Origin of the sequence: Chryseobacterium phocaeense, from assembly GCF_900169075.1 — a bacterium.
Taxonomy (GTDB): domain Bacteria; phylum Bacteroidota; class Bacteroidia; order Flavobacteriales; family Weeksellaceae; genus Chryseobacterium; species Chryseobacterium phocaeense.
The window spans coordinates 328,334-352,460 of sequence record NZ_LT827014.1; the positions used below are offsets into that span (position 1 = coordinate 328,334).

20 protein-coding genes are annotated in these 24,127 nt (G+C 39.5%); 7 read left to right on the top strand and 13 right to left on the bottom strand.

The window, feature by feature from the left end; all coding sequences use genetic code 11:
• The first annotated feature begins 87 nt into the window (after window positions 1-87).
• Complete coding sequence (locus tag B7E04_RS02940; protein WP_080777301.1) at window positions 88-1,602, top strand: GH3 auxin-responsive promoter family protein; 1,515 nt, start codon at window positions 88-90, stop codon at window positions 1,600-1,602.
• Window positions 1,603-1,805: 203 nt separating this feature from the next.
• Here the strand turns inward: B7E04_RS02940 and B7E04_RS02945 are convergent, their stop codons facing one another.
• The 10 genes from B7E04_RS02945 to B7E04_RS02990 form a co-directional block, all read right to left on the bottom strand.
• Window positions 1,806-2,186 carry a hypothetical protein gene (locus B7E04_RS02945; protein WP_080777302.1) on the bottom strand — a complete coding sequence of 127 codons (381 nt, stop codon included), beginning with the start codon at window positions 2,184-2,186 and terminating at the stop codon, window positions 1,806-1,808.
• A 30-nt stretch (window positions 2,187-2,216) separates the two neighbouring features.
• Window positions 2,217-2,579, bottom strand: a complete 363-nt coding sequence (locus B7E04_RS02950; RefSeq protein ID WP_080777303.1) for a hypothetical protein — start codon at window positions 2,577-2,579, stop codon at window positions 2,217-2,219.
• Between the two features lie 4 nt (window positions 2,580-2,583).
• Window positions 2,584-3,567, bottom strand: a complete 984-nt coding sequence (locus B7E04_RS02955) for an endonuclease/exonuclease/phosphatase family protein (RefSeq protein ID WP_080777304.1) — start codon at window positions 3,565-3,567, stop codon at window positions 2,584-2,586.
• A 79-nt stretch (window positions 3,568-3,646) separates the two neighbouring features.
• Window positions 3,647-4,636 (bottom strand): endonuclease/exonuclease/phosphatase family protein, encoded by a 990-nt coding sequence (locus B7E04_RS02960; RefSeq protein ID WP_080777946.1) that lies wholly within the window; start codon window positions 4,634-4,636, stop codon window positions 3,647-3,649.
• A 7-nt stretch (window positions 4,637-4,643) separates the two neighbouring features.
• Complete coding sequence (locus B7E04_RS02965) at window positions 4,644-5,372, bottom strand: rhomboid family intramembrane serine protease (protein WP_080777305.1); 729 nt, start codon at window positions 5,370-5,372, stop codon at window positions 4,644-4,646.
• Between the two features lie 3 nt (window positions 5,373-5,375).
• Window positions 5,376-7,175: a DNA mismatch repair endonuclease MutL gene (gene mutL, locus B7E04_RS02970; protein WP_080777306.1), complete on the bottom strand. Its 1,800-nt coding sequence runs from the start codon at window positions 7,173-7,175 to the stop codon at window positions 5,376-5,378.
• 410 nt (window positions 7,176-7,585) lie between these two features.
• Entirely contained in the window at window positions 7,586-8,413 is an 828-nt protein-coding gene (locus B7E04_RS02975) for a YoaK family protein (RefSeq protein ID WP_062651889.1), read from the bottom strand.
• A 31-nt stretch (window positions 8,414-8,444) separates the two neighbouring features.
• Entirely contained in the window at window positions 8,445-8,939 is a 495-nt protein-coding gene (locus B7E04_RS02980; protein ID WP_080777307.1) for a hypothetical protein, read from the bottom strand.
• 487 nt (window positions 8,940-9,426) lie between these two features.
• A complete protein-coding gene (locus tag B7E04_RS02985) occupies window positions 9,427-10,830 on the bottom strand; it encodes a sensor histidine kinase (protein WP_080777308.1) in 1,404 nt (467 codons plus the stop codon).
• A gap of 3 nt (window positions 10,831-10,833) precedes the next feature.
• The gene (locus B7E04_RS02990; protein ID WP_080777309.1) at window positions 10,834-11,541 is read right to left on the bottom strand and encodes a response regulator transcription factor; all 708 of its coding nucleotides are present in this window, start codon (window positions 11,539-11,541) and stop codon (window positions 10,834-10,836) included.
• A gap of 400 nt (window positions 11,542-11,941) precedes the next feature.
• Between B7E04_RS02990 and B7E04_RS03000 the strand changes: the two genes are divergently transcribed.
• The 6 genes from B7E04_RS03000 to B7E04_RS03025 all read left to right on the top strand — a co-directional run bounded on the left by B7E04_RS03000 (window position 11,942) and on the right by B7E04_RS03025 (window position 21,219).
• Window positions 11,942-12,511: a helix-turn-helix domain-containing protein gene (locus tag B7E04_RS03000; protein ID WP_080777311.1), complete on the top strand. Its 570-nt coding sequence runs from the start codon at window positions 11,942-11,944 to the stop codon at window positions 12,509-12,511.
• A gap of 548 nt (window positions 12,512-13,059) precedes the next feature.
• Complete coding sequence (locus B7E04_RS03005) at window positions 13,060-15,885, top strand: TonB-dependent receptor (protein ID WP_080777312.1); 2,826 nt, start codon at window positions 13,060-13,062, stop codon at window positions 15,883-15,885.
• A 10-nt stretch (window positions 15,886-15,895) separates the two neighbouring features.
• Window positions 15,896-17,194 carry a DUF5690 family protein gene (locus B7E04_RS03010; RefSeq protein WP_080777313.1) on the top strand — a complete coding sequence of 433 codons (1,299 nt, stop codon included), beginning with the start codon at window positions 15,896-15,898 and terminating at the stop codon, window positions 17,192-17,194.
• Window positions 17,195-17,206: 12 nt separating this feature from the next.
• Complete coding sequence (locus B7E04_RS03015; RefSeq protein WP_080777314.1) at window positions 17,207-18,361, top strand: TIGR03364 family FAD-dependent oxidoreductase; 1,155 nt, start codon at window positions 17,207-17,209, stop codon at window positions 18,359-18,361.
• A 7-nt stretch (window positions 18,362-18,368) separates the two neighbouring features.
• Window positions 18,369-19,037, top strand: coding sequence for an HAD-IA family hydrolase (locus tag B7E04_RS03020; protein ID WP_080777315.1), 669 nt, complete (start codon window positions 18,369-18,371; stop codon window positions 19,035-19,037).
• A gap of 328 nt (window positions 19,038-19,365) precedes the next feature.
• Entirely contained in the window at window positions 19,366-21,219 is a 1,854-nt protein-coding gene (locus tag B7E04_RS03025) for a LamG-like jellyroll fold domain-containing protein (RefSeq protein ID WP_080777316.1), read from the top strand.
• Between the two features lie 76 nt (window positions 21,220-21,295).
• On the opposite strand, the gene B7E04_RS03030 is transcribed toward B7E04_RS03025, so the two are convergent.
• From B7E04_RS03030 to B7E04_RS03040, 3 genes are all read right to left on the bottom strand, one after another.
• Window positions 21,296-21,781: a GNAT family N-acetyltransferase gene (locus B7E04_RS03030; RefSeq protein ID WP_080777317.1), complete on the bottom strand. Its 486-nt coding sequence runs from the start codon at window positions 21,779-21,781 to the stop codon at window positions 21,296-21,298.
• A 221-nt stretch (window positions 21,782-22,002) separates the two neighbouring features.
• A complete protein-coding gene (locus B7E04_RS03035) occupies window positions 22,003-23,427 on the bottom strand; it encodes an aminotransferase-like domain-containing protein (protein WP_080777318.1) in 1,425 nt (474 codons plus the stop codon).
• Window positions 23,428-23,468: 41 nt separating this feature from the next.
• Window positions 23,469-23,837 (bottom strand): hypothetical protein, encoded by a 369-nt coding sequence (locus tag B7E04_RS03040; RefSeq protein WP_080777319.1) that lies wholly within the window; start codon window positions 23,835-23,837, stop codon window positions 23,469-23,471.
• Window positions 23,838-24,127 lie beyond the last annotated feature (290 nt).

Here is a 24,127-nt window from a genome sequence, read left to right on the forward strand (position 1 = left end):
ACAGAACCGTTACATAATTTGTAACGGTTTTTTTATTTAATACGATAAAAATTCTCTGAAAATCCAAATATTGTTATATTTGTTGGAATGGCAACAAAGGCACTTTTCAATACGGTCGTCAACTGGTTTATCCGCCAAAGGATAGATCAGATTCAGAATTTCATGGACCACCCCATTGAAACCCAGAAAGGTATACTTTTCTCACAGCTGTTTCATGCGGAAGACACCGAATACGGCAAAGCCCACGGCTTCAATTCTATTTCCAGCTATCAGGACTTTAAAAATAAAGTTCCGATCGTTGCATATGAAGATTTTGAGCCTTACATCGAAAAAGCCAGACAAGGGCATAAAGATGTAAGCTGGCCTGGCTACATCAAGCATTTTGCAAAATCCTCCGGAACCACCAATGCCAAGAGCAAGTTTATTCCTATCTCCACAGAAAGCCTTGAATACTGCCATATGAAGGCAGGAAAAGACATGGTTTCCATTTACGCCAATAACCATCCGGAAAATCAGCTGTTCACCAATAAAAACCTTCGTCTGGGCGGCAGCTCTGAACTTCACGCAGATTTTAACACCAAATTCGGGGATCTTTCAGCTATTTTAATTGATAACCTCCCTTTCTGGGTAGAGATCACCACCACACCAAGCAAAAAGGTTTCCCTGATGTCCGAATGGGAAAGCAAGCTTAAAGCCATCACTTCCGAAGTAAAAAATGAAGATGTGGGAAGTATCCTTGGTGTACCGAGCTGGATGATGGTTTTGCTTCAAAGGGTTTTAAAAGAAACCGGCAGCGGAAGTATTTCTGAGCTGTGGCCTAATTTAGAGGTATTTTTTCACGGTGGAATCAGTTTTAAGCCCTATAGGGAACAATACAGGCAGATCATAGGAAAAAAGATCAATTACTACGAAATTTACAATGCCTCCGAAGGCTTTTTCGGGATACAGGACAGATCGGACAGTGACGAGATCCTGCTGATGCTTGATTACGGAATTTTCTATGAATTTATCCCGATGGATCAGTTTCATTTTTCCAACCCCAAAGTGGTAAGCCTGGAAGATGTGGAAACCGGGAAAAATTATGCAATGGTCATCACCACCAACGGCGGCCTCTGGAGATACCTCATCGGCGACACTGTTATATTTACTTCAACCAATCCTTTCAGAATAAAGATTACAGGAAGAACCAAGCATTATATCAATGCATTCGGGGAAGAACTGATGATCACCAATGTGGAATCTGCCTTATCCAAAGCCTGTGAGCTTACCGGAGCACGGGTGACAGACTTTACAGGAGCACCGGTCTTTATGAAAGAAAACGAAGGAGGCGCCCACGAATGGATCTTTGAATTCAGCCACCAGCCGGACGACCTGGAGCGATTTACCGATGCTTTTGATCTTCATCTTAAAACCATCAATTCAGATTACGAAGCAAAAAGATATAACAACCTGACCCTGAAAAGACCGATCATCCATATTGCAAAACCGGATCTCTTCTATCACTGGCTGGAATCCAAAGGAAAACTGGGCGGCCAGAATAAAGTCCCGAGACTAAGCAATGACCGGGAATATATAGACCCGCTGCTGGAACTGAACAGATGATAAAAAAGGTACGAAGTCTGATGTCTGAAGATGAAAGTTACTGGTAGTATGAAGACCAATATCTGGTTTTTAAAATCCTGATACCTGGTTGACAATTAAGACAAAGATAACTCCTTCCTTCCATCTTCCTTCCCCCATCAAAAATATAAATAAAAAACGCAGCCGAACTCACGACTGCGTTTTCTGTATACTGTAATATTTCACTATTTATTTAAATCTTCCTTCAGCTTTTTAGCTCCTTCTTCCACTTTGGCAGCTCCTTTTGCTGCTGCATCTTTCACGTCCTGTCCAACCTCTTTTGCCCCTGCTTTAATATCTTTTCCGGCTTTATTAAGGTCTTCTTTCGCTTTCTGGGCAGCATCATCTATTTTGTTCCCGGCAGCATCCATTTTAGTCTTTACATCTTCTTTAGTCTTATCTATCTTGGCCGTATCCACAATGTTAGCCGAGGTTTCGGAAACTGTGGTAGTGGTAGTAGTCACTGATCCGTCGGCATTTTCAACCTGTTCTGTTTTTGTAGTTGATTTTGTGCATGATACCACCAATAATGTGGCTGCAGCCACGGCAAAAATTTGTTTTTTCATATTTTATATTTTTTTAAATGTTTTTTAATCTTATTCTGTTTTTGTTCCGGCAGCCGGTGAATTATCCATTGATTTCTGCTTTTTCTCGGCTTCCGTTTTTTTCTTTTCCTCTTCCAGCTTCTTCTTGTTCTCTTTTTCCAGCTCTTCCTTGAGTTTCTGTTCTTCTTTTTGAAGTCTTTCAGCCTCTTTTACGGAATCCTGGTATTTTTGTGAAGACATCCTGATCTGGCGGACAATATCAATAGAGGTTGCCCCGGGTGAAAACGAATCTACAGCGGCCGTATCATAATGCATTTTCACATTCTGTTCTGTTGCGAAACCCGGAGTTTCCTTCTTTGAACAGGCCGATAACAACAGGATGATGACAAAAACCGCAGATAGTAAATTTTTCATGGATCTAATTTAGCAGAAATTCTGCAATTACAGGATAGTGGTCCGATAATTTTACAGATTGATCTACTTTATAGCTCAAAGGAATAATGGATTTTGAACTGAAGATATAATCTATCCTCAAGGGAACTTTATAATCGTGGAAACTGGAAGAACCACCATTTCCAACGGTAAGGAAAGCGTCTTGAAGATCTTTACCCAGACTGTAGTATTCATATGAATTGGGAACGGAATTAAAATCCCCGGCAAGAATTACCGGATACGGTGAAAAGTCGATGACTTTCCTGATCTTTTTAATCTGTTCTTCATGGGCTTTAAAAGTCGGGGTCATATGGGAAAGAAGTGTTGCAATCTTTCCTCCTTCTTTCGCTAAGCCATCAAATTTAAACATTGATTTATGAAGTCTGAACGGCTCCAGATATACATTCACCACTCGGATGATCTTTCCGTTGATATCTACATCTGCAAAGAAAGAATTTCCCCTCGCCTGATCTTCAATCAGGGCTTCCTGTCTTAAAATCTTATGCTTTGTTTTCAGAATTACAGAAGGATATTTTATCATGTCCTTTCTGATGACCTTGTTGGTATCTTTTTCCTGAACAAGAATAATATCAGCATCCTGATCTGTGATGTATTTTTTTACTTTATCCCAGCCGAAATCCCCATATTTTACATTAAAAGTGAGTACTTTAATATTTCTTATGGTTTTAAAGTTCTCAGCTTTCTCTGTTTTGGGCGAGATATTAACCCATCTTCTCACCGGATTATAAAAAAGCAGAGTCCCTGCTACGAAAGCAATTGCTATTTTTTTTCTTTGAAATACCCAGACTAAAGTAAGCAGAACATATAACGCAATAAGGTATGGGAAGCCAAGGGAAAGTAAATTAAGCCCTCCTATAAAGTTAGGCGGGATCCAGGCATTTCCCAGTGTGCATAACAGCAGCACGGCTACAACAATATGAACAAATAGCAGTAATTGATTCGGCTTCATGAAAGACAGTCTAGGGGTACGACTACTTTTTCATCAAAAATCCTACCAACCAGGACCTATTTAACTAATTTTATGATTATTAATTGTTTAACGAAAAAGTTCCGATCACCGGGTAATGGTCTGAACGCTTGATAGTACGGTCCACTTTATAAGTGACAGGCTGTATCGTTTTTGAAGTAAAAATATAGTCAATTCTGATCGGAAATTTATAGTCGTGAAAGCTTGTTCCACTGCCTTTTCCAGCTTTTACAAAGGCATCCTCCAACCCATCGGAAAGTTGAAAATATTCGTAAGAATTCGGTACAGAATTCAAGTCTCCCATCAGAATCACCGGGTAGGGTGAGTTTTTAATTCCTTCTCTGATGCTTGCTACCTGATCCTGGTGTTTTTTAAAAACAGGAATCAACCGCTTAACAATATTTTTCAGTTTTTGCTCATCTTCTTCCTGTACGCCATCCATTTTGATCATTCCTTTTTCAAATTTAAAAGGTTCCAGATAAACATTGATAAAACGGTATATCTTTCCTCTGATCTCAATGTCTGCCTGGGAGGCATAAGCATTATTGGTTTCGTAATCACTTTTGATGAGCTCTTTGGAGTCTATAATTTTATGTTTTGAAAAAGTTTTAAGAATTCCGTTGTTATCAACGACTTTCATCCCCTTGACTGATATTTTTTTCCCTGATTCCTGCAACATTACAACATCCGCATTGGCATTATTCAGGTATTCATTAATATAGGAAGCGCCTAAAGAACCTCCTTTTACATTAAAAGAAATTAACTTGAGGTCTGCGGTTTGCTTTTTAGCGGTAGAATAATTCACCCATCGCTGTACAGGATTCATAAATATAAGCCCGGCCAGCATAAAGGCAAAAGTTCTTTTTTTCCAGCTGAAAAGCCAGAAAAGGATAAAAACCACATACATAACCATGAGAATGGGAAAACCCAGCGAAAGCAGATTGAACCACGGAAATATTTTAGGCGGAACATAAGCATTCAACAGGGTACAAAGCAACAGGAGCAAGGTCCCCAGATGCAGGATGAATATGATAAGACGGAAAACTTTCACAAACTTTTTAATTGAATCTATAGAGATGTTTTTTCCATATCCTGGCAAGAATCCAGCCAATTAATGCGCCTCCTACGTGAGCAAGATGGGCAATACCTCCTCCGTTTCCGGACACTCCAAGGTAAATGGAAACCACAATAACAATAGGCATCAGGTATTTTACCTTCATAGGAACCGGGATAAACATCAGCATAATCTTTGAGTCCGGATACAGTGTAGCAAAAGCGGTCACAACCCCGAAAATAGCTCCGGAAGCGCCCACCATTGGTGTTGCAACAATACCGTCCAGATTCCCAACCAACTCTTTCTGTTTGATGATAGATTCAGCATTTCCGCTAAAGTTGACATTCGCACCGGATAAGTACGCGTTCACGTTGAATCCAAGTTGCTTCAGCTCACCTGTAATCTGTTGAGCTTCAACAAAATTCCACAAATTAAAAAGGAAAAAAGCACCTAACCCACTCAGAAAATAAAGGATCAGATATTTTTTGTCTCCCAATGTCTGTTCCAGAATAGGTCCGAAGCTATACAGCGTCAGCATATTAAACAGAATATGCATAATGCTCCCATGCATAAACATATGAGTAATGATCTGCCAAGAATGGAAAAACGGAGAAAAGGGATAAAATCCGGCAAGATAACCGATGACCTGGTTTCCGAGAAAATAAGTTCCGATAAATACGATCACGTTAATGATGATGATATTCCTGGTGATCGGCGGTATATTGTTGAACATTTTTTAAAATTTGTTTTTAAAATCATTAAACGGAACTTCATAAAAGCATCTTTTACCATCCGGTAAAAATTCCGGAAAGCCAAGGGCTGTAAAATCTTTAATCATCTGTTCCGCATCTTTTTTGTAGATAAAATCAAATCTGGATTTCGACTGCATTTTGTTCCACTGGTTGAGATAGAACTGCATAAATTCTTCTTCCGTTTTATAATCCAGGATCTCAAAAAGGTTTTCCAGGAACTTCATGGCCTGTGTTTCTTTCAGTCCTTCAGGAAGAGCGTCTATCCTCAGTACGCTTTCATGTGCAATTTTCATGTCAAACCCGAGTTCAGGAAGAAATTTTTTAAAAGAATTGTATTTGGTCTTCTCAATTTCGTTCATGTGATACTCCAGGGAAAACAGTAATGCATGGCTGTTTGGATTGGTGTTGACGTTTGTTTTCTTTGAAGTTTTATTGTTCTCGGAAACCACCAATCTGTGCATCCTTCCCAGATCCAGCATCAGGGTTACATCTCCTTTGTTGAAAAGCCAGTAGCCGTTGGGCAGCCTCATCAGATCCTCATCAAAATCTTCATCTTCAAATAAATTGATTTTAGAAGGCTCTGCGGTAATATTCTGGTGATACATTTCCGTTAGGTTCTGAATTTCTTCCGGACGTACATTTCTCTCTTCAATAAACGGATTATAGTCTTTATCTACAATAATTTCCGGCATTTTAATCACATTTCCCCCACTTCCGTTGCTCTTGCTTGGCAGTGGCCTGTTCATCATGGCATCCAGATCCGGATCTTTATCAAAATCAAGACTTGGGGACACATTATAAATTCCCAGGGATCTTTTAATAGTAGAACGGAGAAGAGCAAAGATAAGATGCTCGTCCTCAAATTTTACCTCCGTCTTTTGCGGATGGATATTCACATCTATTTTTTCCGGATCCAGCTCCAGGAAAAGGAAAAATGTAGGCACATAACCCGGCAGAAGCAGTCCTTCAAAGGCTTCCTGAACCGCTTTATTAAAATACGGGCTTCTGAAATATCTTCCATTGACAAACAGAAACTGCTCACCTCTTGACTTTTTCGCTCCTTCAGGTTTTGCCACAAATCCGTGAAGCTTACACCAGATAATATCTTCTTTGATGGGAATAAGCTGCGGTTGAAGCTTACGTCCAAAAACATCCACGATACGCTGCATCTGACTTCCTTTTCTCAGTCTGAAAACCGCTTCATCATCATGAAACAGGGAAAATTCCAGATTTTCGTGTGCCAGTGCAACGCGCTGGAATTCATCTATGACATGCCTGAATTCAACATTATTGTTTTTAAGAAATTTCCTTCTGGCGGGAACGTTATAAAACAGATTCTTCACCAGAAAATTGGATCCGTCTGCCGTCTGTATAGGATCCTGAAACTGAAATACGCCACCTTCAATGTAGATATTGGTCCCTATTTTAGCATCATTCTGCTTCGTCCTCAGTTCCACCTGGGAAACAGCTGCAATAGAAGCCAGCGCTTCTCCCCTGAATCCTTTGGTAGCAATCCTGAAGATATCTTCCGTACCTCTGATTTTGGACGTAGCATGTCTCTCAAACGCCATTCTGGCATCTGTTTCAGACATTCCTTTGCCGTCATCCACCACCTGGATCAGGTTTTTTCCGGCATCCCTGATGATCAGTTCTATCTTGGACGCATCTGCATCAATAGCATTTTCCAAAAGTTCTTTCACAATGGATGCAGGTCTCTGCACCACCTCTCCTGCCGCTATTTGGTTGGCTACATGATCCGGTAAAAGCTGAATAATATCTGACATAAAACGTATAATCAACTTACAAAAATAGTCAATGGAATTGGTAATTAAAACAATAAAACCGTGAATTAAAATTTAATTATCAACATTTTCACCACAATGGGTTCCTCTGTTCTGCTTTTAACCCAGGGGTATTTTTTGATTGAAAATAACTTTAAATATAAATTTCACGAATGAATCCATGGATAACACTAATAAAATAGGCAAAAAATCTATGGAATTCACTTGATCTGTGGAAGATATTTAAGCAAAGTTTAAAAATAAAACGTATTTGATATCACCTTTGCGTCAAAAACCTTATAAAAAGTGACTTTACAGAATAAGCAACACCCTTTTTCTACCATCGAAAAAGGGTGTTTCACAGCTAGTTTACACAAAAATAATACTGATATTTATTTTTATTTCCTGATCACTTATTCATCAAAAACAAGTGTTCTTTTCTCTTTTCTTTTAGGAATTCCATGCACCTTATCGTACAGATAAGCCAATACATTCGGCTTTTTATAGATCCTGCTGTGGCGGTATCTGGTGTTAAAGTGTCTGATATGAATTTTATAGGCATCATACCCAATCACCACCAGCAAACAGAAGCTGATCACATAAAACACCCTGAATTCAAGATAATAATAGGTAAGTCCTGAGAATACGGCTCCTAAAACATAGGCTGCCATAATACTCATCAGGAGTTTCGCCCTTGCAATCAGTTCACCGTTCTTTCTGTATTTCTTCTGCGTAAACATGGAAAACAGGATTCCAAGGTCGGTAGTGGTTCCCGTAAGGTGGGTAGTTTTCACTGCGAAATTGGAGATACTTGCCGTAAGACCATTCTGAAGCCCGGTGGCAAAAAGCATCAGCGCTACCAGATATTCGGTTTCTTCCAGTGTTTTCTGATAATAAAACTGTCCGTATATCCCTACAAAAAGCAAGCAGATAATCTCCAGAACAATCGGCATGGCATGGGCAAAATACTTACTCCTTTTATTGAAGTTGATCACAATAAAATTGGACAAAAAGCTTCCGAAGAAGAACAGAAAGATCCATGCACCCACCACAGCCACCTGCGACCAGTTTCCTTTACTGATTTCTGCAGCAAATACTGCATAATGTCCCGTTACGTTTGACGTGAAAGAGAGAAATATTAACAGAGAGGCAATATTTATAGTACCCGCAGTAAATGCAGTCAGCGTCCCCAATCTGATATTGTCTCCCAACGTTCGGCTGTTACTATAATTTCTTAACATTTTCTTATTCTTTTAATTGATAATAAATTCTTTAGACCTCAACGAAGATCTCAGCCAGTCTTCCTCTTTCCGGAAGTGTTTCAGCAATTTCCACATGAATTTCCTGAACCTGGAGCTCTTTGCATTTTTTAATATAAGGGGCAATATCAAATTTTCCTTTACCCTTACTTACAATGGATGGAGAATAATAAGCCTCCACGATATCCGCCGCTTTCACATAATTGTTGAATGTTCTCTGAAAGCTGCCCGTGAAGATATCGCAGATGATCTTGTTCACTAGGTGTGGGTATTTATTCCTGATGATCCCATATGCATCACAGAACTCCTGGGGTCTTATTTTATTGAAAATTGTGCTTTTTGTATTAAACAGGAGGTCTCTGATGGAATCCCCGGCCTCATATCCTGAAACCAAAAGAATATTATACTGGTTCTGGTCTTCCGATGCTTCTTTCTCTTTAAGTACTTTTTTTAATATATTAAGTGATTCCAGAGAATAGTCTGTTGCGATTAAGATTGTTTTGGTCATATCTATTAGATTTAGGTTTGCGTTATCTTATTTTGATGATACAAAACTAAAGCGGTAAGATTAGAAGCCTTTTGGAATGGAATTAAAATGTGATTAAAGAGATTAGAATGAGATTAGAATATTGTTAAGGGGTGTTAATATGCGGAAAGGCGAAGGAAGCTGAAAAGGCTAAGAGGGCAAAAGGGTTAAAAAGCAAAATCGCAAAAAGGCTGATTTGCGAATGAGCGAATGTACTTTCAGGCCATTGAAAATTAATGGTCTTCAAATTATCGGTGAAATTTTTTTGAGTCTAATCTAAAAGCAGTTGTGTGGCACGTTTATTCTAATTAATTCAAGATAGTCGTGCGCTAAGTTTATTCCAACAAGTACTTATATCATCATAAAAAGCAAATCCGCTCATTTGTAAATAAGCTTATTTGCCATCTTAGCCTTCTCTGCTTCCTTAGCATTTTCGCCTTTTTGCCTTTTCGCGATTTAGCCTTTCCCCTCAAACCTCCTCCGGTCTCGTGCTGTAGAAATTCGGGAACCTCATCTGTACCGTAGTTCCCTGGTTCTCATAAGAGCTCACAATCAGTTCGCCCTGATGCATTCTTACAATATTTCTGGCCAGAGGAAGCCCGATTCCGTAGCCTTCGTAGTTTTTGGTATTGGAGGCCCTGAAGAATGGGTCATAGATTTTGTTCATTTCTTCCTCAGGAATCCCGATTCCGAAATCTTTTACAATAATATAGACATCTGTATCTGTGGCACCCAGCGAAACTTTTACCTGCTGGAAATTAGAATATTTGCAGCCGTTATTGATGATATTGGCTACCGCAAGATGCAGCAACTGCTCGTTGCCCTGTACTTTTAGTTTTTTGGGATTATCAGGAAGCATGCTGATATCCAGATAAATATTGTTACGTGAGTCTATTTTCCGTAAAGTCTCAATTACATCCCAAAGCAGCTGGTCTATTCTTACCTTATCCATTTTCTGGATTTTTCCGTCGAAACCGGTCTGCGCGATCATCAATAAGGCTTTGATCTTTTTATCAAGCTTCTCCGCTTCATCCAGGATAATTTCCAGGGTATCTTTGTATTCATCTGTCGTTCTGTTGATAGAAAGCGCTACGTCTGCTTCCCCCATGATGGAAGTCAGGGGTGTTCTCAGTTCATGGGAAACATTTCCGATCAGATGGTTCTGGGTTTCAAATGACGTTTCTATGCGGTTCAGCATTCCGTTAAAAGTATCCACCAGTTCATTCAGCTCTTTATTATCAGGCTGGGGTTCCAATCTCAGGTGAAGATTTTCGGAGCTGATCTCTTTTACTTTTCCTGTAATTTTTAAAATAGGTTTAAACAAGGTTTTAGACAGATAAAAAGAAAAGATCATACTGAAAAACAGGGAAAGTACGATGCAGGTCACCAGCGTTCTCTTTAAAAACCCGAGATAATAGATTACGTAATGGTTCTTGGCAGAAGCGATGGCAATATAATCTTTATCATCATATTTAAAAGTCTGGCCGATATAATAAAATTCTTTATCATTATAATTGGCTTCTCCTTTTTTCACGATACTTTTAAAGAAATAATCCGGGATATGGACTTCCTGTGAAATCTTTTTGAAATTGGAATCCGTGGGAATGGCAAAAACATAATCCCTTTCCATCGGAAGTTCTTCGTCGTTCAGACTGTTGAGGATGTAGTTTTCCGGAAGATCCAGATGGTCTTTGCTCTTTTCAATCTGAACAATGGTGGCCGTACGGATCTTCAGCAGTTCATAAAATCTCTGATGTGAAAAGTTGACAATAGAGAAGTAAACCAATCCACTGAACAGCAGAATGATGACCGTAAATACCAGCATCAGGAGCACCATGGTTTTGGTCTGGTTGGTGATCACTTTGTTAAACATCCGTTAAGGTTTTTTCATTACGTATCCCATTCCTATTACGGTATGGATCAGCTTATTATCTTCCTGGCTATCCAGTTTTTTTCTTAAATAATTTACATACACATCCACCACATTGGTTCCCAGCTCATAATTCACGCCCCATACCGCATCCAGGATTTCAGCCCGGGAAATTACTTTCTCGGGGTTGTTCAGAAAATAGAGCAGAAGTTTATATTCTGTAGAAGTCAGTGTAATTTCCTCTCCCGCACGGGTCACCTTTTTCGTATAGTCGTTAAGGATCAGATCTGAGAACTGAAACACATGTTCATTATCCGGTTCAGGTTCAATAATTTCCTGGGAACCATTCCCGTTACTTCTTCTCAAAAGCGATTTTACCCGGGCTACCAGTTCAATAAATTTGAACGGTTTTACCAGATAATCATCTCCGCCACTTTCCAGGCCCAGAACAATATTTTCAGAAGTTCCCAGTGCAGTTAAAAAAAGTATAGGAACATGCTGATTGGTCTTCCTGATTTCTTTGCATACATCCAGCCCATTCATTTCCGGAAGCATAATATCCAGAACCACAAGATCAAAATCATTGGCCTGTACCAGCTGCACGCCTGTACGCCCGTCAAAAGCTACGGAAACTTCATAACCACTTTCCTGAAGTCCTTTCTTAATAAAGGAGACTACACTGGTTTCGTCTTCAATAAGGATAATTTTTTTCATGAGGATGAGGAATTTCACAAAAATAAGGGAAAAGGGTGAGAAGGCAAAATGGATTGAAAAGCGGAAAGGCTAAATCGCGAAAGGGCAAAAAGGCGAAGGGAGCGAAGAAGGCAAATAAGTGGCTTATTATTTCTGCAGCTTGGATATTTACAGAAGCTGTTTAATCCTCAACCCAAATTTCAATTAATTGCACCCATCCATTTGCAAATTTGCCCTTTCGCGATTTAGCCTTTTCTCCCCTTTGCCATCTCAGCCTTCTTCGCTTCCTTCGTCTTCCCCAATAACAATTTTCAATGAATTGATTCCCCACCATACCCAAGCTATATAGAATAATATTAACTTTGCTTTTCATCATACATATATAATGAAGAAAAATAATTTAGGTTAAATTGTAAACACTATGAATGATTTTTTAATAGGTATCGGTAAAAGACTGAAAGATATCAGGAAAAAGAATAATTTAACCATCAACGAGCTGGCTTCCAAAGCCAATGTGAGCAACGGCCTTGTTTCCAGGATTGAGAATGGAAGAACAATTCCGTCACTTCCGGTATTGCTTGATATGATCCAGTCGCTGGAAATTGATGCCAGTTATTTCTTTGAAGGCGTTGAGAAGAAATCCAGCGCCAAGTTCATCTATCTCCCGAAGGACAGCCAGCAGTTTATTGAAAAGGAAGTGGAAGCTGAGGGGTTTAAATATATGCATATCTTCAGCAAAAGCCTCCATTCTTTAGGATTCGAAGCGGTGTTGCTTACCCTGGAGCCCAATTCCAAAAGGGAAAAAGTGATTACTGATGCCTGGGAATTCAAATATGTTCTCAAAGGAGAAGTAAAATATATCATAGATAATGAGGAAATTATTTTAGAAGAAGGAGATTCGCTTTATTTTAACGGAAAATTTCCACACGTTCCGGTGAGCATCAGTAATGAAAGCTGTGTAATGCTTGTTCTTTATTTTTATACGGCATAGAACTGTTTATTTTTCAAACGTAAAGATTTACATGTATGATCTATTATTTCAGGGGGTAAAGATTTCACCTACCTTTAATTAATCTATGCTTATACGTTTTCTTGATCAGATCAATCAAAGATTGATTCTTTCTTTGTAACCTTAAATATCAAGTGGCAGGATTAATCTTGGTGTATTTTAAAAGACTTCCCATTTTAATATTTTGACTTCTTACTTCTCATCTATTTTGTGCTTCACCGGTGCATAATTTTACAAATATGCAACTTTTGATATTCCGGTTTTTCCGAAAATGAACGGAATATTAATCAAAATACATCTGTTTTCTAAAAATTTCTTATCTCAATTATGTAAAGAATTATTTACAAAAACGTCAAAATAACGACTTATAAGCCTGTTTCCCCTGTTTTTCACACGATAATTTCTACCTTCTTCAAAGTAAAATACAGGTAACAAACAGAGCTTATTTGTTAAACAATACTTAATACGAAATATTTATATATATTAAAATTATTAGCTTGTTTTGCAATGAAAATTTAATATATGTAAAAATGAAGACCCAATTAGAGAAATTACTTACCCTTGCTTTTTTGTGTTTGATCTTTTTTGTGTCAGCACAAAAGCAGTTAATTATAGGAACTGTTTTTGACGACAACCAGCCTCTTCCCGGCGCGTCAGTTAAAATAAACGGTTTATCAAAAAATACAGCAACTGATATCGATGGAAAATTTACATTCAATGATATCAAAGAAGGACAATATCATCTACAGATCAGTTATATTGGTTATGAAACGTCTGATATTGACATAGAAGTGAAATCCGGGGAAACGGTGGATCTTGGAGCTGTAAAACTATCCCAGCAGAGAAAAAACATTGACGAAGTTGTCGTAACCGGAACTTTGAAAAATACGGAAGCGAGAGCTTTAAATCTTCAAAAAAACGCGGTAAATATCACCAATGTCATTGCATCAGACGGAATCGGAAAGCTTCCGGACAGAAATGCGGCTGAAACGGTTCAGCGTGTTCAGGGTGTTTCTATTGAACGGGATCAGGGCGAAGGAAGATTTGTTTCACTAAGAGGACTTCCGCCATTCTGGGCCTCTACTACCATCAACGGAAACAGACTTCCTACCGCAGAAGAAGAAACCACATCCAGAGCAACAGCTTTTGATTTTTTCCCTACTGAACTCATTTCCTACGTTCATGTCAACAAGTCTTTCACTCCGGATATGGAAGCCGATGGAATAGGTGGCGGCGTGAACTTCATTACCAAAACACCACCGATGAAAACAGAGTTCAAAGCAACGCTGGGAAGCGGTTACAATGCTAAATCTGACAAAGGTGTTTATAACCTTGGTTTACTTTACGGAGGCAGGACAAAGGATAAAAAATTCGGGTACTTATTCAATGTGGCCCACTTTATCAGAAACTGGTCTACCGATAATTTTGAAGCGAGAAGAAGCGGTGATGAAGGTGTTTTCAGAATGGAACTTCGTGATTATAACGGAGTCAGAAAAACAACCGGTGTAAATGCGGCTTTTGAATACGTGCTTTCTCCAAAGAATACATTTTATCTGAAGGGAATGTACGGAACGCTTTCAGATGATGAAACCCACTATAAACACAGGATCAGATTTGATAAATTCAGTGCAGCCAATAATACGGCAAGAGTAGAGCTTCAGAATATCCATAACCTTCTGATCACAGAGCTTACTTCTGTTTCACTAGGTGGAATCCATACTTTAAACAAAGGGAAAATCGACTGGGATTTATCCTATTATGACAACCGCTTTAAATACGGAAATATTCCGGATAAGCAGAACAATTCTTATTATGTGATCAAATACACCCAATCCGGTGTAGGCATCAATCCTGATTATATTTCCGATCATGGAAACGGTCCAAGAGCCTATTGGAAAGCAGACGGCGGAAAATTAGACTATAAAAACCCGGATGCCTTATTTGGATTCTACAGCGATCCGAATTTTAAAATGGATGCTTCCCAGATGAGATTTACCGACCTTGAATTCTACAAAGTTTTTGTGGAGGAAAAAGACAAGATTGTCGCAGCTTTCAACCACGAAATCAATACGTCTGATAAGCTGACCTTAAAATACGGTTTCAAATACAGGGACAAGGAAAGAAATGCAAGATTCTCCGATATTTTCTACAACTGGAACGGAGGAACTGCCCCGCTGCTTTCGGATTACGCTCCCTATATCACCACTCAGCCGAATGGTCCAAAATACTTAAGCGAAATGAACGCCCACATCGGAAATACATTCGGGCCTGTATTGTCTACTACAGGAATGGATCAGTTCTGGTTCCAGAACCAGGGAAACCTGAAGATCAACCCGGCAGATTCCGAAGCACTGGAATACAATAAGGCATTGGGTAGAAACTTCGATGTTTTTGAAAAGCATGCTGATGCGTATGGAATGGGAACTTATAAACTGAATGACAAGATCATTATTTTAGGAGGAATCAGGTTATCCAATACCAATACAAAAGTACAGGGTTATAATGTGATAGACAATGTTCCTACTCCGGTAGAGCACACCAAGAATTATCTCGCCGTACTTCCAATGTTACATATTAAATACACCTTAAACGATAAAACCAATCTGCGTTTTGCCGCCACACGGACTTTTTCAAGACCCAATTTCGGGGATCTGACGCCAGGTGGAACTTATATTGAAGCGGATAATGAATTCAAAGGAGGGAATCCCAACCTTAATCCAACCTATTCTTTAAACTTTGACCTGATGGGAGAATATTATTTCTCAAATGTGGGGATTGTAAGCGGAGGTGTTTTCTATAAATCCATCACAGATCCTATTTTTCAGGATTCCTTTATCGGAAGCTACAACGGGATGAACGGGGTGCAGTTTACAGCACCGAACAATGGAAAAGCAGCCTGGCTGGGAGGTATTGAACTTGGAATCAATAAGAGATTTGATTTCCTTCCGGGATTCCTGCAATATTTCGGATCCCAGGTGAATGCCACTTTCATGACTTCTGAAATGGAAAAGCCAAGCGGAAGAACAGTAGCACTTCCTTATCAGGCCAAAGAGCTTTATAACGTACAGCTTTTCTTTGAGAAGAAAGGATTCAATGCGAGGCTTGCATACAATTACAAAGGAAAGTATGCGGTAGAATATGCAGAGGATGATATCAATGATTCTTACTATGGAAAATACAGCAGTCTGGATTTCGGAGGATCTTATCAGTTCACCAAACACCTGATGCTCTATGCTGATGTAAACAATATCCTGAACAAACCATTAATCTATCATTTCGGGAAGAACGAAGAACGTCCGGAGCAGGTAGAATATTATGGCGTACGATGTAACCTGGGAATAAAACTGAACTTTTAAAATCTCCTTAATGACTCAAGGCATCAACAAAAAAACACTGGTAACACTGAAGGCTGCATTAGCCGCTTTCGGTGTTTACTTCTGCATGTATGGTTTCCGCAAGCCTTTTACGGTAGCTTCTTTTGAAGGGCTCTCCTATTTTGGGGTAGATTATAAGATCCTGATCATCATAGCCCAGGCGGTCGGTTATTTTATTTCAAAATTCATAGGGATTAAATTTATTTCGGAGCTGAAACCGGAAAAAAGAATTACGTACTTATTGGCAAGTATTGCCGTGGCAGAGCTGGCTTTACTTGGATTTGCAGCAGTTCCTGCTCCTTATAATATTGTTTTCATGTTCATCAATGGTATTCCCCTTGGTATGATTTGGGGCATTGTATTCTCTTATATTGAGGGGCGGAAAACCACAGAGATTATCGGGCTTTTCCTATGTTCAAGCTTTGTGGTATCGTCCGGATTTACAAAATCTACAGGGAAATTCTTAATGGATCATTTTCCGGTGTCAGAGTTCTGGATGCCCTTCTGCACAGGATTAGTATTTATCATTCCTTTAATTATTTTTGCTTTTCTTCTGGAAAGAATTCCCAGGCCTACGGAAGAAGATATTCTGCTTAAAACCAAAAGGCAGCCTTTAAACGGGATGGAAAGAAAAAAGCTGATCCGCCGGTTTTTCGTTCCTATTGTCTGCATTATCTTCCTGTACGTCTGTTTAACTATTTTAAGAGATTTCAGGGATAATTTTAACCGGGAGATCTGGGACGGGCTGAATTTTACGCTGGATAGTTCTATTTTCACCTTAACAGAGATTCCTATTGCCGTTATGGTTCTTCTGATCCTAAGCTTTATGGTTAAAGTGAAAAACAACAAAAAGGCTTTTGCCTATTACCATTATATCTTATTTGGTGGTATTCTGATGGTCGGTCTTTCAACCTACTTATTCCAAAACGGAGCTTTATCTCCGTTCCTGTGGATGATGGTTTCCGGATTTGGAATGTATATCTGCTACATTCCTTTTAACGGAATTTATTTTGACCGGATGATCGCTGCTTTCGATATCAAAGGAAATGTAGGATTTCTGACCTATACCGTAGATTCTTTTGGCTATCTGGGAAGCGTCCTCATCCTGCTTTACAAAAACTTTGGATCATCACAGACTTCCTGGCTTAATTTTTATATTCATCTGAATTATATTATCACAGCCGTTGTTTTTATACTTTCGGTTACGGCTTTTTTAGCCTTCAGGAAAAAAGAAAAACCGAAATCAAACTCTAACCCATTCATTAATTTCGATACGTCGAAAATTTTATAAACTCAAGTAACAATGACAACAAAATTTGATTTAATCGTTGTAGGAGGAGGTATTTTAGGTACATTTCATGCCTATCATGCCCTAAATAAAGGTCTTTCGGTAGCTTTACTGGAAAGAAACTCCGTGCCACAAGGAGCAACGGTAAGAAATTTCGGCCAGGTGGTTCCCTCCGGAATGGATCTTAAATGGCAGAACTTCGGAAGAGAAAGTCTCGCTATCTACAATGAACTCCATGATCAGGCAGATCTTACCATAAGAAAAAACGGTTCCGTATATATCGCCTCTAATGATGAGGAAATTCAGCTTATTGAAGAGCTGTACGAAATCAACAGAAATAATGATTACGAATCGGTTCTGTTATCAAAGAACGACTGCATCAAGAAATTCGACGGGCTCCGTTCGGATTATTGTAAAGCCGGTCTCTTTTTCCCGCAGGAACTTTCGGTGGATTCGGCAGATATGATTGTAAAGCTTCATCAGCTTCTCCGCGAGAAACTGGGATTGCAGATTTACTACAATACCACCATCATCGAAACCGGGGAAAACGGGCAGCACTGTACCGCCATAAGTTCGGAAGGAACTGAATTTACCGCATCGAAGATCATTATCTGTGGTGGTCATGAATTCAAAACATTATATCCTAAAGTATTTGACGAGAGCGATTTAGAAGTGAGTAAGCTGCAGATGCTGCAGACGAAGCCGCAGGGTATTTATTCGCTTCAGGGAAATATCCTTACCGGGCTTTCCATCAGAAGATATGAGTCATTCAGTGAATGTGCTTCCTATCAGAAAATCAAATCATCAGAAGACCCGAAATCATTTGAGAAAAAGTTCGGGGTACATATTTTATTCAAACAGGCCCTTGACGGCTCTGTTATCCTGGGAGATTCCCATGAATATGCGGATGCTAAAAATGCAGATGATCTGGGCTATGACCTGAATATGGAAATCGATGAATTCATGATCCATGAAGCTAAGAAAATCATTGATCTTCCAACCTATGAAATCCAGAGAAGATGGTTCGGGGTGTATTCCCAGTGCAAAACGAAAGATATTTTTGAGCACAGCCCTTCCGCGAATATCCACATTGTAACGGGTATCGGAGGGAAAGGAATGACGGGAAGCGGTGGCTTTTCAAAATTTAATATAGATAAAATTTACGCATAAAAATTCAATGAAGAATATAGAATTACTGGTTCTGGATATGGCCGGAACAACAATTAATGAAGATAATGTAGTGTATAAAACTTTAACGGCTGCTGTTAATAACCACGGCTACCAGGTGACGTTGGATAAGGTTCTTTCCAGCTGTGCGGGGATGGAGAAGCTGGAAGCCATCACCAGCCTGCTGAAGGAAATCAACGGCAATGAAGCAGATGCTCCCGTTATTTTCCAAGACTTTTCAGAACAGCTAAAGGAAGCTTACCGGGGTCTTGATGTAAAACCTATCAATGGGACTGAAAATTTTCTGCTGAAAATGAAATCCATGAACAAAATAGTGGTCCTGAATACTGGTTATACATCCGAAATCGCCCGTCAGCTTTTAGATAAATTACAGTGGAAGGAATCTATCCATTTTGATGCACTGATTACGGCTGATGATGTTTCTGAAAGCCGTCCAAGTCCTGAAATGATCTATCTTGCCATGAAGAAATTCAATATCAGTGAACCTGGTAACGTTTTAAAAGCCGGTGATTCTGTTATAGATATTGAAGAGGGAAAAAATGCAGGCTGCGGACTTACGGTTGCGGTTCTTTCCGGCGCACAAAACAGGACTGAACTGGAAACCGCACATCCGGATTATATTTTTAATACAATTTCTGAGGCTGAAGATATACTTTAAACTCTTCTTTCAAATTATACTTACTTTATTTCAGCCTCATTTTTTAATTTTTAAAAATCAGTCACCTTAATGTCGTGATGTTTAGTTCTACTGTAAATTAAGACTGCAAATGAACCACTAATGGCACTAATATATTCACAAATATCACCAATATTAGTCGTGTAATTCGTGAATACATTAGTGCTATTTGTTTTTTAAAACATATAATGATTTAATTATCAATTAATTAACTTTAAATTCACATATGTTTACAAATAGTAAATTAATTTTACAACAGTTAAAAATAAATTACTATTTGTAAATATTCTTTTTTAAATCATTTATCCCCATGAAAACAAAACTCTTCTCAATGGCCGTTCTTGTGAGCTGTTTATTTAGTGCTCAGAAGAAAAAAGTTCTTTTTATCGGTATCGACGGATGCCGGGCAGATGTTATGATGTCCAGCAACATTCCAAACATCCAAAGTCTTGTTAACCAATCCATTTACTCGATAGATGGACTCTGTGCAGCCACTACATGGAGCGGAAACGGATGGAGCACCATGCTTACAGGCGTATGGCATACCAAGCACAACGTTCAGGACAATAGCTTTACGAGTCCGAACTATGCAAACTATCCTGATTTTTTAACCCGGGCAGAAACGTACAACCCGAACTTAAAGACCATTTCTCTGGCTCACTGGGCACCCATTAACGACAAAATAGTACAGAATGCAGATGTGCAAACCAACCTGGATTCAGACCTGGCGGTTAAAAATGCAGCCGTTTCTGCGCTCCAGACTGACAATCCTGATATTCTTTTTGTAGATTTTGATGATGTAGACCACGCCGGACATTCCTACGGCTTTGCCTCTACTGTTCCGCAGTATGTTTCTGCGATCCAGACAACCGATTCATATATTGGTGCAATCGTGTCTGCCATGAAAAACAGACCAACCTATAACAATGAAGACTGGCTTGTGGTTTTAACGACGGATCATGGTGCCATTCAAAGTTCCCATGGCGGCGGAAACCTTTCTGAACGTAATATTTTCACAGTATATTCCAATCCGGGATTCACGCCACAGCAAATCAGCAAAACGGTTCTGGAATCCAGTAAAACCTTTAACCAGCTGAGCTTTCCGGCAGGCACTTACGCAAAACCGGCCAACCAGACGCCATTCAATTTCGGAGCCAATCAGGACTTCACCGTTGAATTCTGGGTGAAACCTAATGCCTCCTACTCCAGCGACCCCGTAATGATCAGCAATAAGAACTGGGCCAACGGAAAAAATAAAGGTTTTGTGATTTCTGGATATTCCGGGCAGACTTTTAAACTGAATATCGGAGATGGAACCAACAGAATTGATCTTGTTGGCGGAAAAGTGGAAACCAATAAATGGAAGCATATTGCGGTGAGCTTCGATCGTGATGGGCTTGTTACCTTGTATGAAGACGGAGTTCCGGTAACATTCGCTAAAATGAATACGATCGGAAACATTGACTCCGGCCTGCCTCTGACGATCAACCAGGATGGAACCAATACCTACGGTGAAAATCTTGCGGCAGCATACAAAGACATCAGGATCTGGAAATCCTCCCTTCCTAATTCTGTAATTGTGAACTGGGCGAATCAAAATATTACTTCTTCACATCCATATTATGCGCAGCTACTGGCTGACTGGAAATGTAATGGAACCTCAGGAAACACGGTAGCAGATTCAGGCCCGAATGCGAATAACCTTGCAATAACTGGATCTCCTGCTTATGCTGCCGGAACAACGAACACATTTAAAATTTATGATTATACCTCAACCACAAGAGAAACGGACCATCTTCCGACGGTTCTCAACTGGATGTGTATTCCTGTACAGGCATCATGGGGTATTGACGGGGTAAACAGAATTCCTGTATGTACCAACGGAAGCTTATCTGCCAAAGAAACCATTAAAACAGCTGATGATTTTAAGATTTATCCCAATCCGGCTTCTGAGACTTTACATATACAGTATCAGTCTGATGAAAAGGAAGTTAAAGCAGAAATCATTGATGGTAAGGGACTCACGGTTTCAGTAAAGAATCTAAAATCAGGTAACGGATCATTTAACGAAAAAATGGATATCCGCGGGCTTCCGGCAGGAGTGTATTTCCTTAAAATGACGGGAAGTAATAAGTCTCAGACTAAATCCTTCATCAGGAAATAAGACAGTAAAGCAATTAGATTTAATTTTTTGATATTAGAACAAGGATATTTTCATCCGAGTTCTAATATCTTTTTTTTTAACCATTAAGTTCCAGGAGCATTTGTGTATCACAGCGGGCATACGCTGAATCTGAAACGGGCATATGCTTAAAACCTAATTTTTCATACAGTTTAATTGCAGGAACCAGTACGGAATTGGCTTCCAGGAAAATGCTTTCCGCCTCTAATTCCCGGGCTTTATCTACCAGCGCCTGCCCTACCAGATAACCAATCTTCTTTCCCTGCGCCTTAGGACTTACCGCCATTTTTGACAGTTCAAACTTCAGAGGTTCATCAGACAGTTTCACCAAAGCGCAGGTTCCTACGGGCTCATTATTTAAAAGGGCAAAGACAATGTGTCCTCCTTTATGGATAATATGTTCTTCCGGGTGGTCCAGCAGTTTATAATCACCTTCCTCCATCCTGAAAAAAGTTTTGATCCATTCCTCATTTAATGCTTTGAAAGCTTCTTTATACTGGGGATCATAGTTTATAATTTGTACTTCATTATTCATTTCATTCATCCTTATAAGGTTTAATTTACGTTACTATATATTTTCCAGAGGTTTCTCCACGTTCTTCATGTTCTCCACTTAAAGCGAAGCTCATCTTAATATTCTTAAAACCTTAAAACTCCTTAATGTTTCAAAACCAAATAAATAATATTAAGACTAAAGTGCCCTTCTGTTTTCAATATGAGCCTCCTAAAATCATTAAAGTGTTCAAAATTTTTGCAATTTTCAGGTCAATTCCCCGAAATCCTGTTTTTCACCAGTTTTGCTAATTTTTCAAGATCACTTTCCACCCTGTCCGTCCATTCCAGGGCATAATTCAACCGCATACAGTTCTGGTACTGGTTATACTGTGAAAACATTCTCCCCGGCGCAAAACTTATGTTGTGGCTCATCGCCTCGTCATACAGGTCTTCCGTACAGATCCTTTTATCCAGTTCCAGCCAGAGCATAAATCCTCCTTTGGGTTCTGAAATTTTGGTATTATCCGGGAAATACTGGGTAACCGACTTCTGGATCTGGAGATAATTGGCATACAGCTTTTTCCGGAATGTCCTCAGGTGATGGTCATAGCGCCCGTGCTCAAGAAAATCCGCAATCACATCTGAATACAGTGAAGGGCTGCAGACGGTCTGTACCAGCTTCTGCCGGATCACTTTTTCCTTGAACTTTCCGGGAGCCACCCATCCTACACGGTAACCCGGCGCCAGTGCTTTTGACACAGATCCTATCCACATTACAAGCCCGGCTTCATCATAGAATTTACACGGTTTAGGTCTTTCCGCTCCGAAATACAGGTTGCCATAAATATCATCCTCAATCAGAGGAACATTGTATTCAGTGATCAGTCTTACCAGTTCTTTTTTCTTATCATCCGGCATCTGGAATCCCAGCGGGTTATTGAAATTCGTTACAAAACAGCAGGCAGAAAGAGAGGGCAGCGCTTTTTTCAGTGCGTCAAGATCTACCCCGTAAATAGGGTGGGTGGGAATTTCCACCACTTTCAGCCCCAATTGCTGGATGGCCTGAAGTACTCCAAAATAAACAGGGCTTTCCACTGCTACGGAATCTCCGGGTTTCGTTACCGCCATAAGGCAGGTATACACCGCATTCATCGCTCCTGAGGTGATCACCAGATCATCTTCTGAGATTTTTCCTTCCAGCACCATAGCCCATTTGGCCGCTTCCCGGCGGAGGTACTCATTTCCCTGTACCGGCTCATAATCTGTGCCGCTGTCATTTTTTCTTTTGATCACATTGATCATGCATTTCTTCAGCTTAGCGAGAGGAAGGAAACTCTTTCCCGGAATTCCCAGTGCAAACTGGGTAACATCCGTCCCGTCAATGGTTCCGAATACTTTAGTGATGAGATCTTCAGGGGTATTTTTCTTTTCCGCCAGTTTGATCTGGGCTACAGATGGCAGGGCCAGTTTTCTTTGTGAGGTCTGACTTACAAAATACCCGTATTTCGGGCGTGATTCCACCAGAGAACGGCTTTCCAGCTCCATATAGGCCTGCTTTACCGTGTTCAGGCTTACATTGTACAGTTTCTGGGCACTTCTCAACGATGGCAGCCTGTCGCCAAACTGCAGCGTATCGCTTTTAATCTGTTCTGTAACAGATTTTGCTATTTTAAGGTAGAGAACATCTTTTGACATACAGCATTGGTTTTAAGTAAATGTACAATTTTATGGAGACCTTATCCAATAGTCTGCCAGCCTACCATTCTGCTGATACTGCTTTTCAGCTGCTCTGTATTCCGGAAATTGGCGGTATTGTTTTTTCTGAAATATTTTTCTGCCTGAAAAGTAAAATTCTGTTTTTCAGTATCTGTCAGTCTGTTTTTTCCATGGATTTTAAATGAAATTTCTCCCTTTTCATTAATTACCAGGCTGGCAAAAGCCAAGACTTTATTTTTCTTTTTAGCCAATAAGAAAGGCAGACCGAAATCCTGGTTTAATCCCGACAGATTCTGAGACTGCAGAAAGATGTTTTTTAAGGACAGCATATCTGAAATATAAACTTCAGCATATTGAAGCTGTTCGTGGTTTTGAACGGTAGTTTCCATAATACTCTGTTTTAGCAGAACAAAATTATGGAGTATTCCGGTCAGGATACAGATACAGAAGTTATATTTATTATGGGTACAGGGAAACTATTCCATCCCTAAAAAGATTTATCTATCAATTTCACCATGCAGAATTTTGAATGTATTAAATTCTCTACATCTGAATTATTAGCAAAAAAAATTCTTTTAGTTCTGGTAAGACATATTTTCAGTAATATTTTAAAGTATGTATAAACCGTCAATAGCGATAAGTAACACTTTTGGAAATTTAAGTTTCTGAATAATAATGT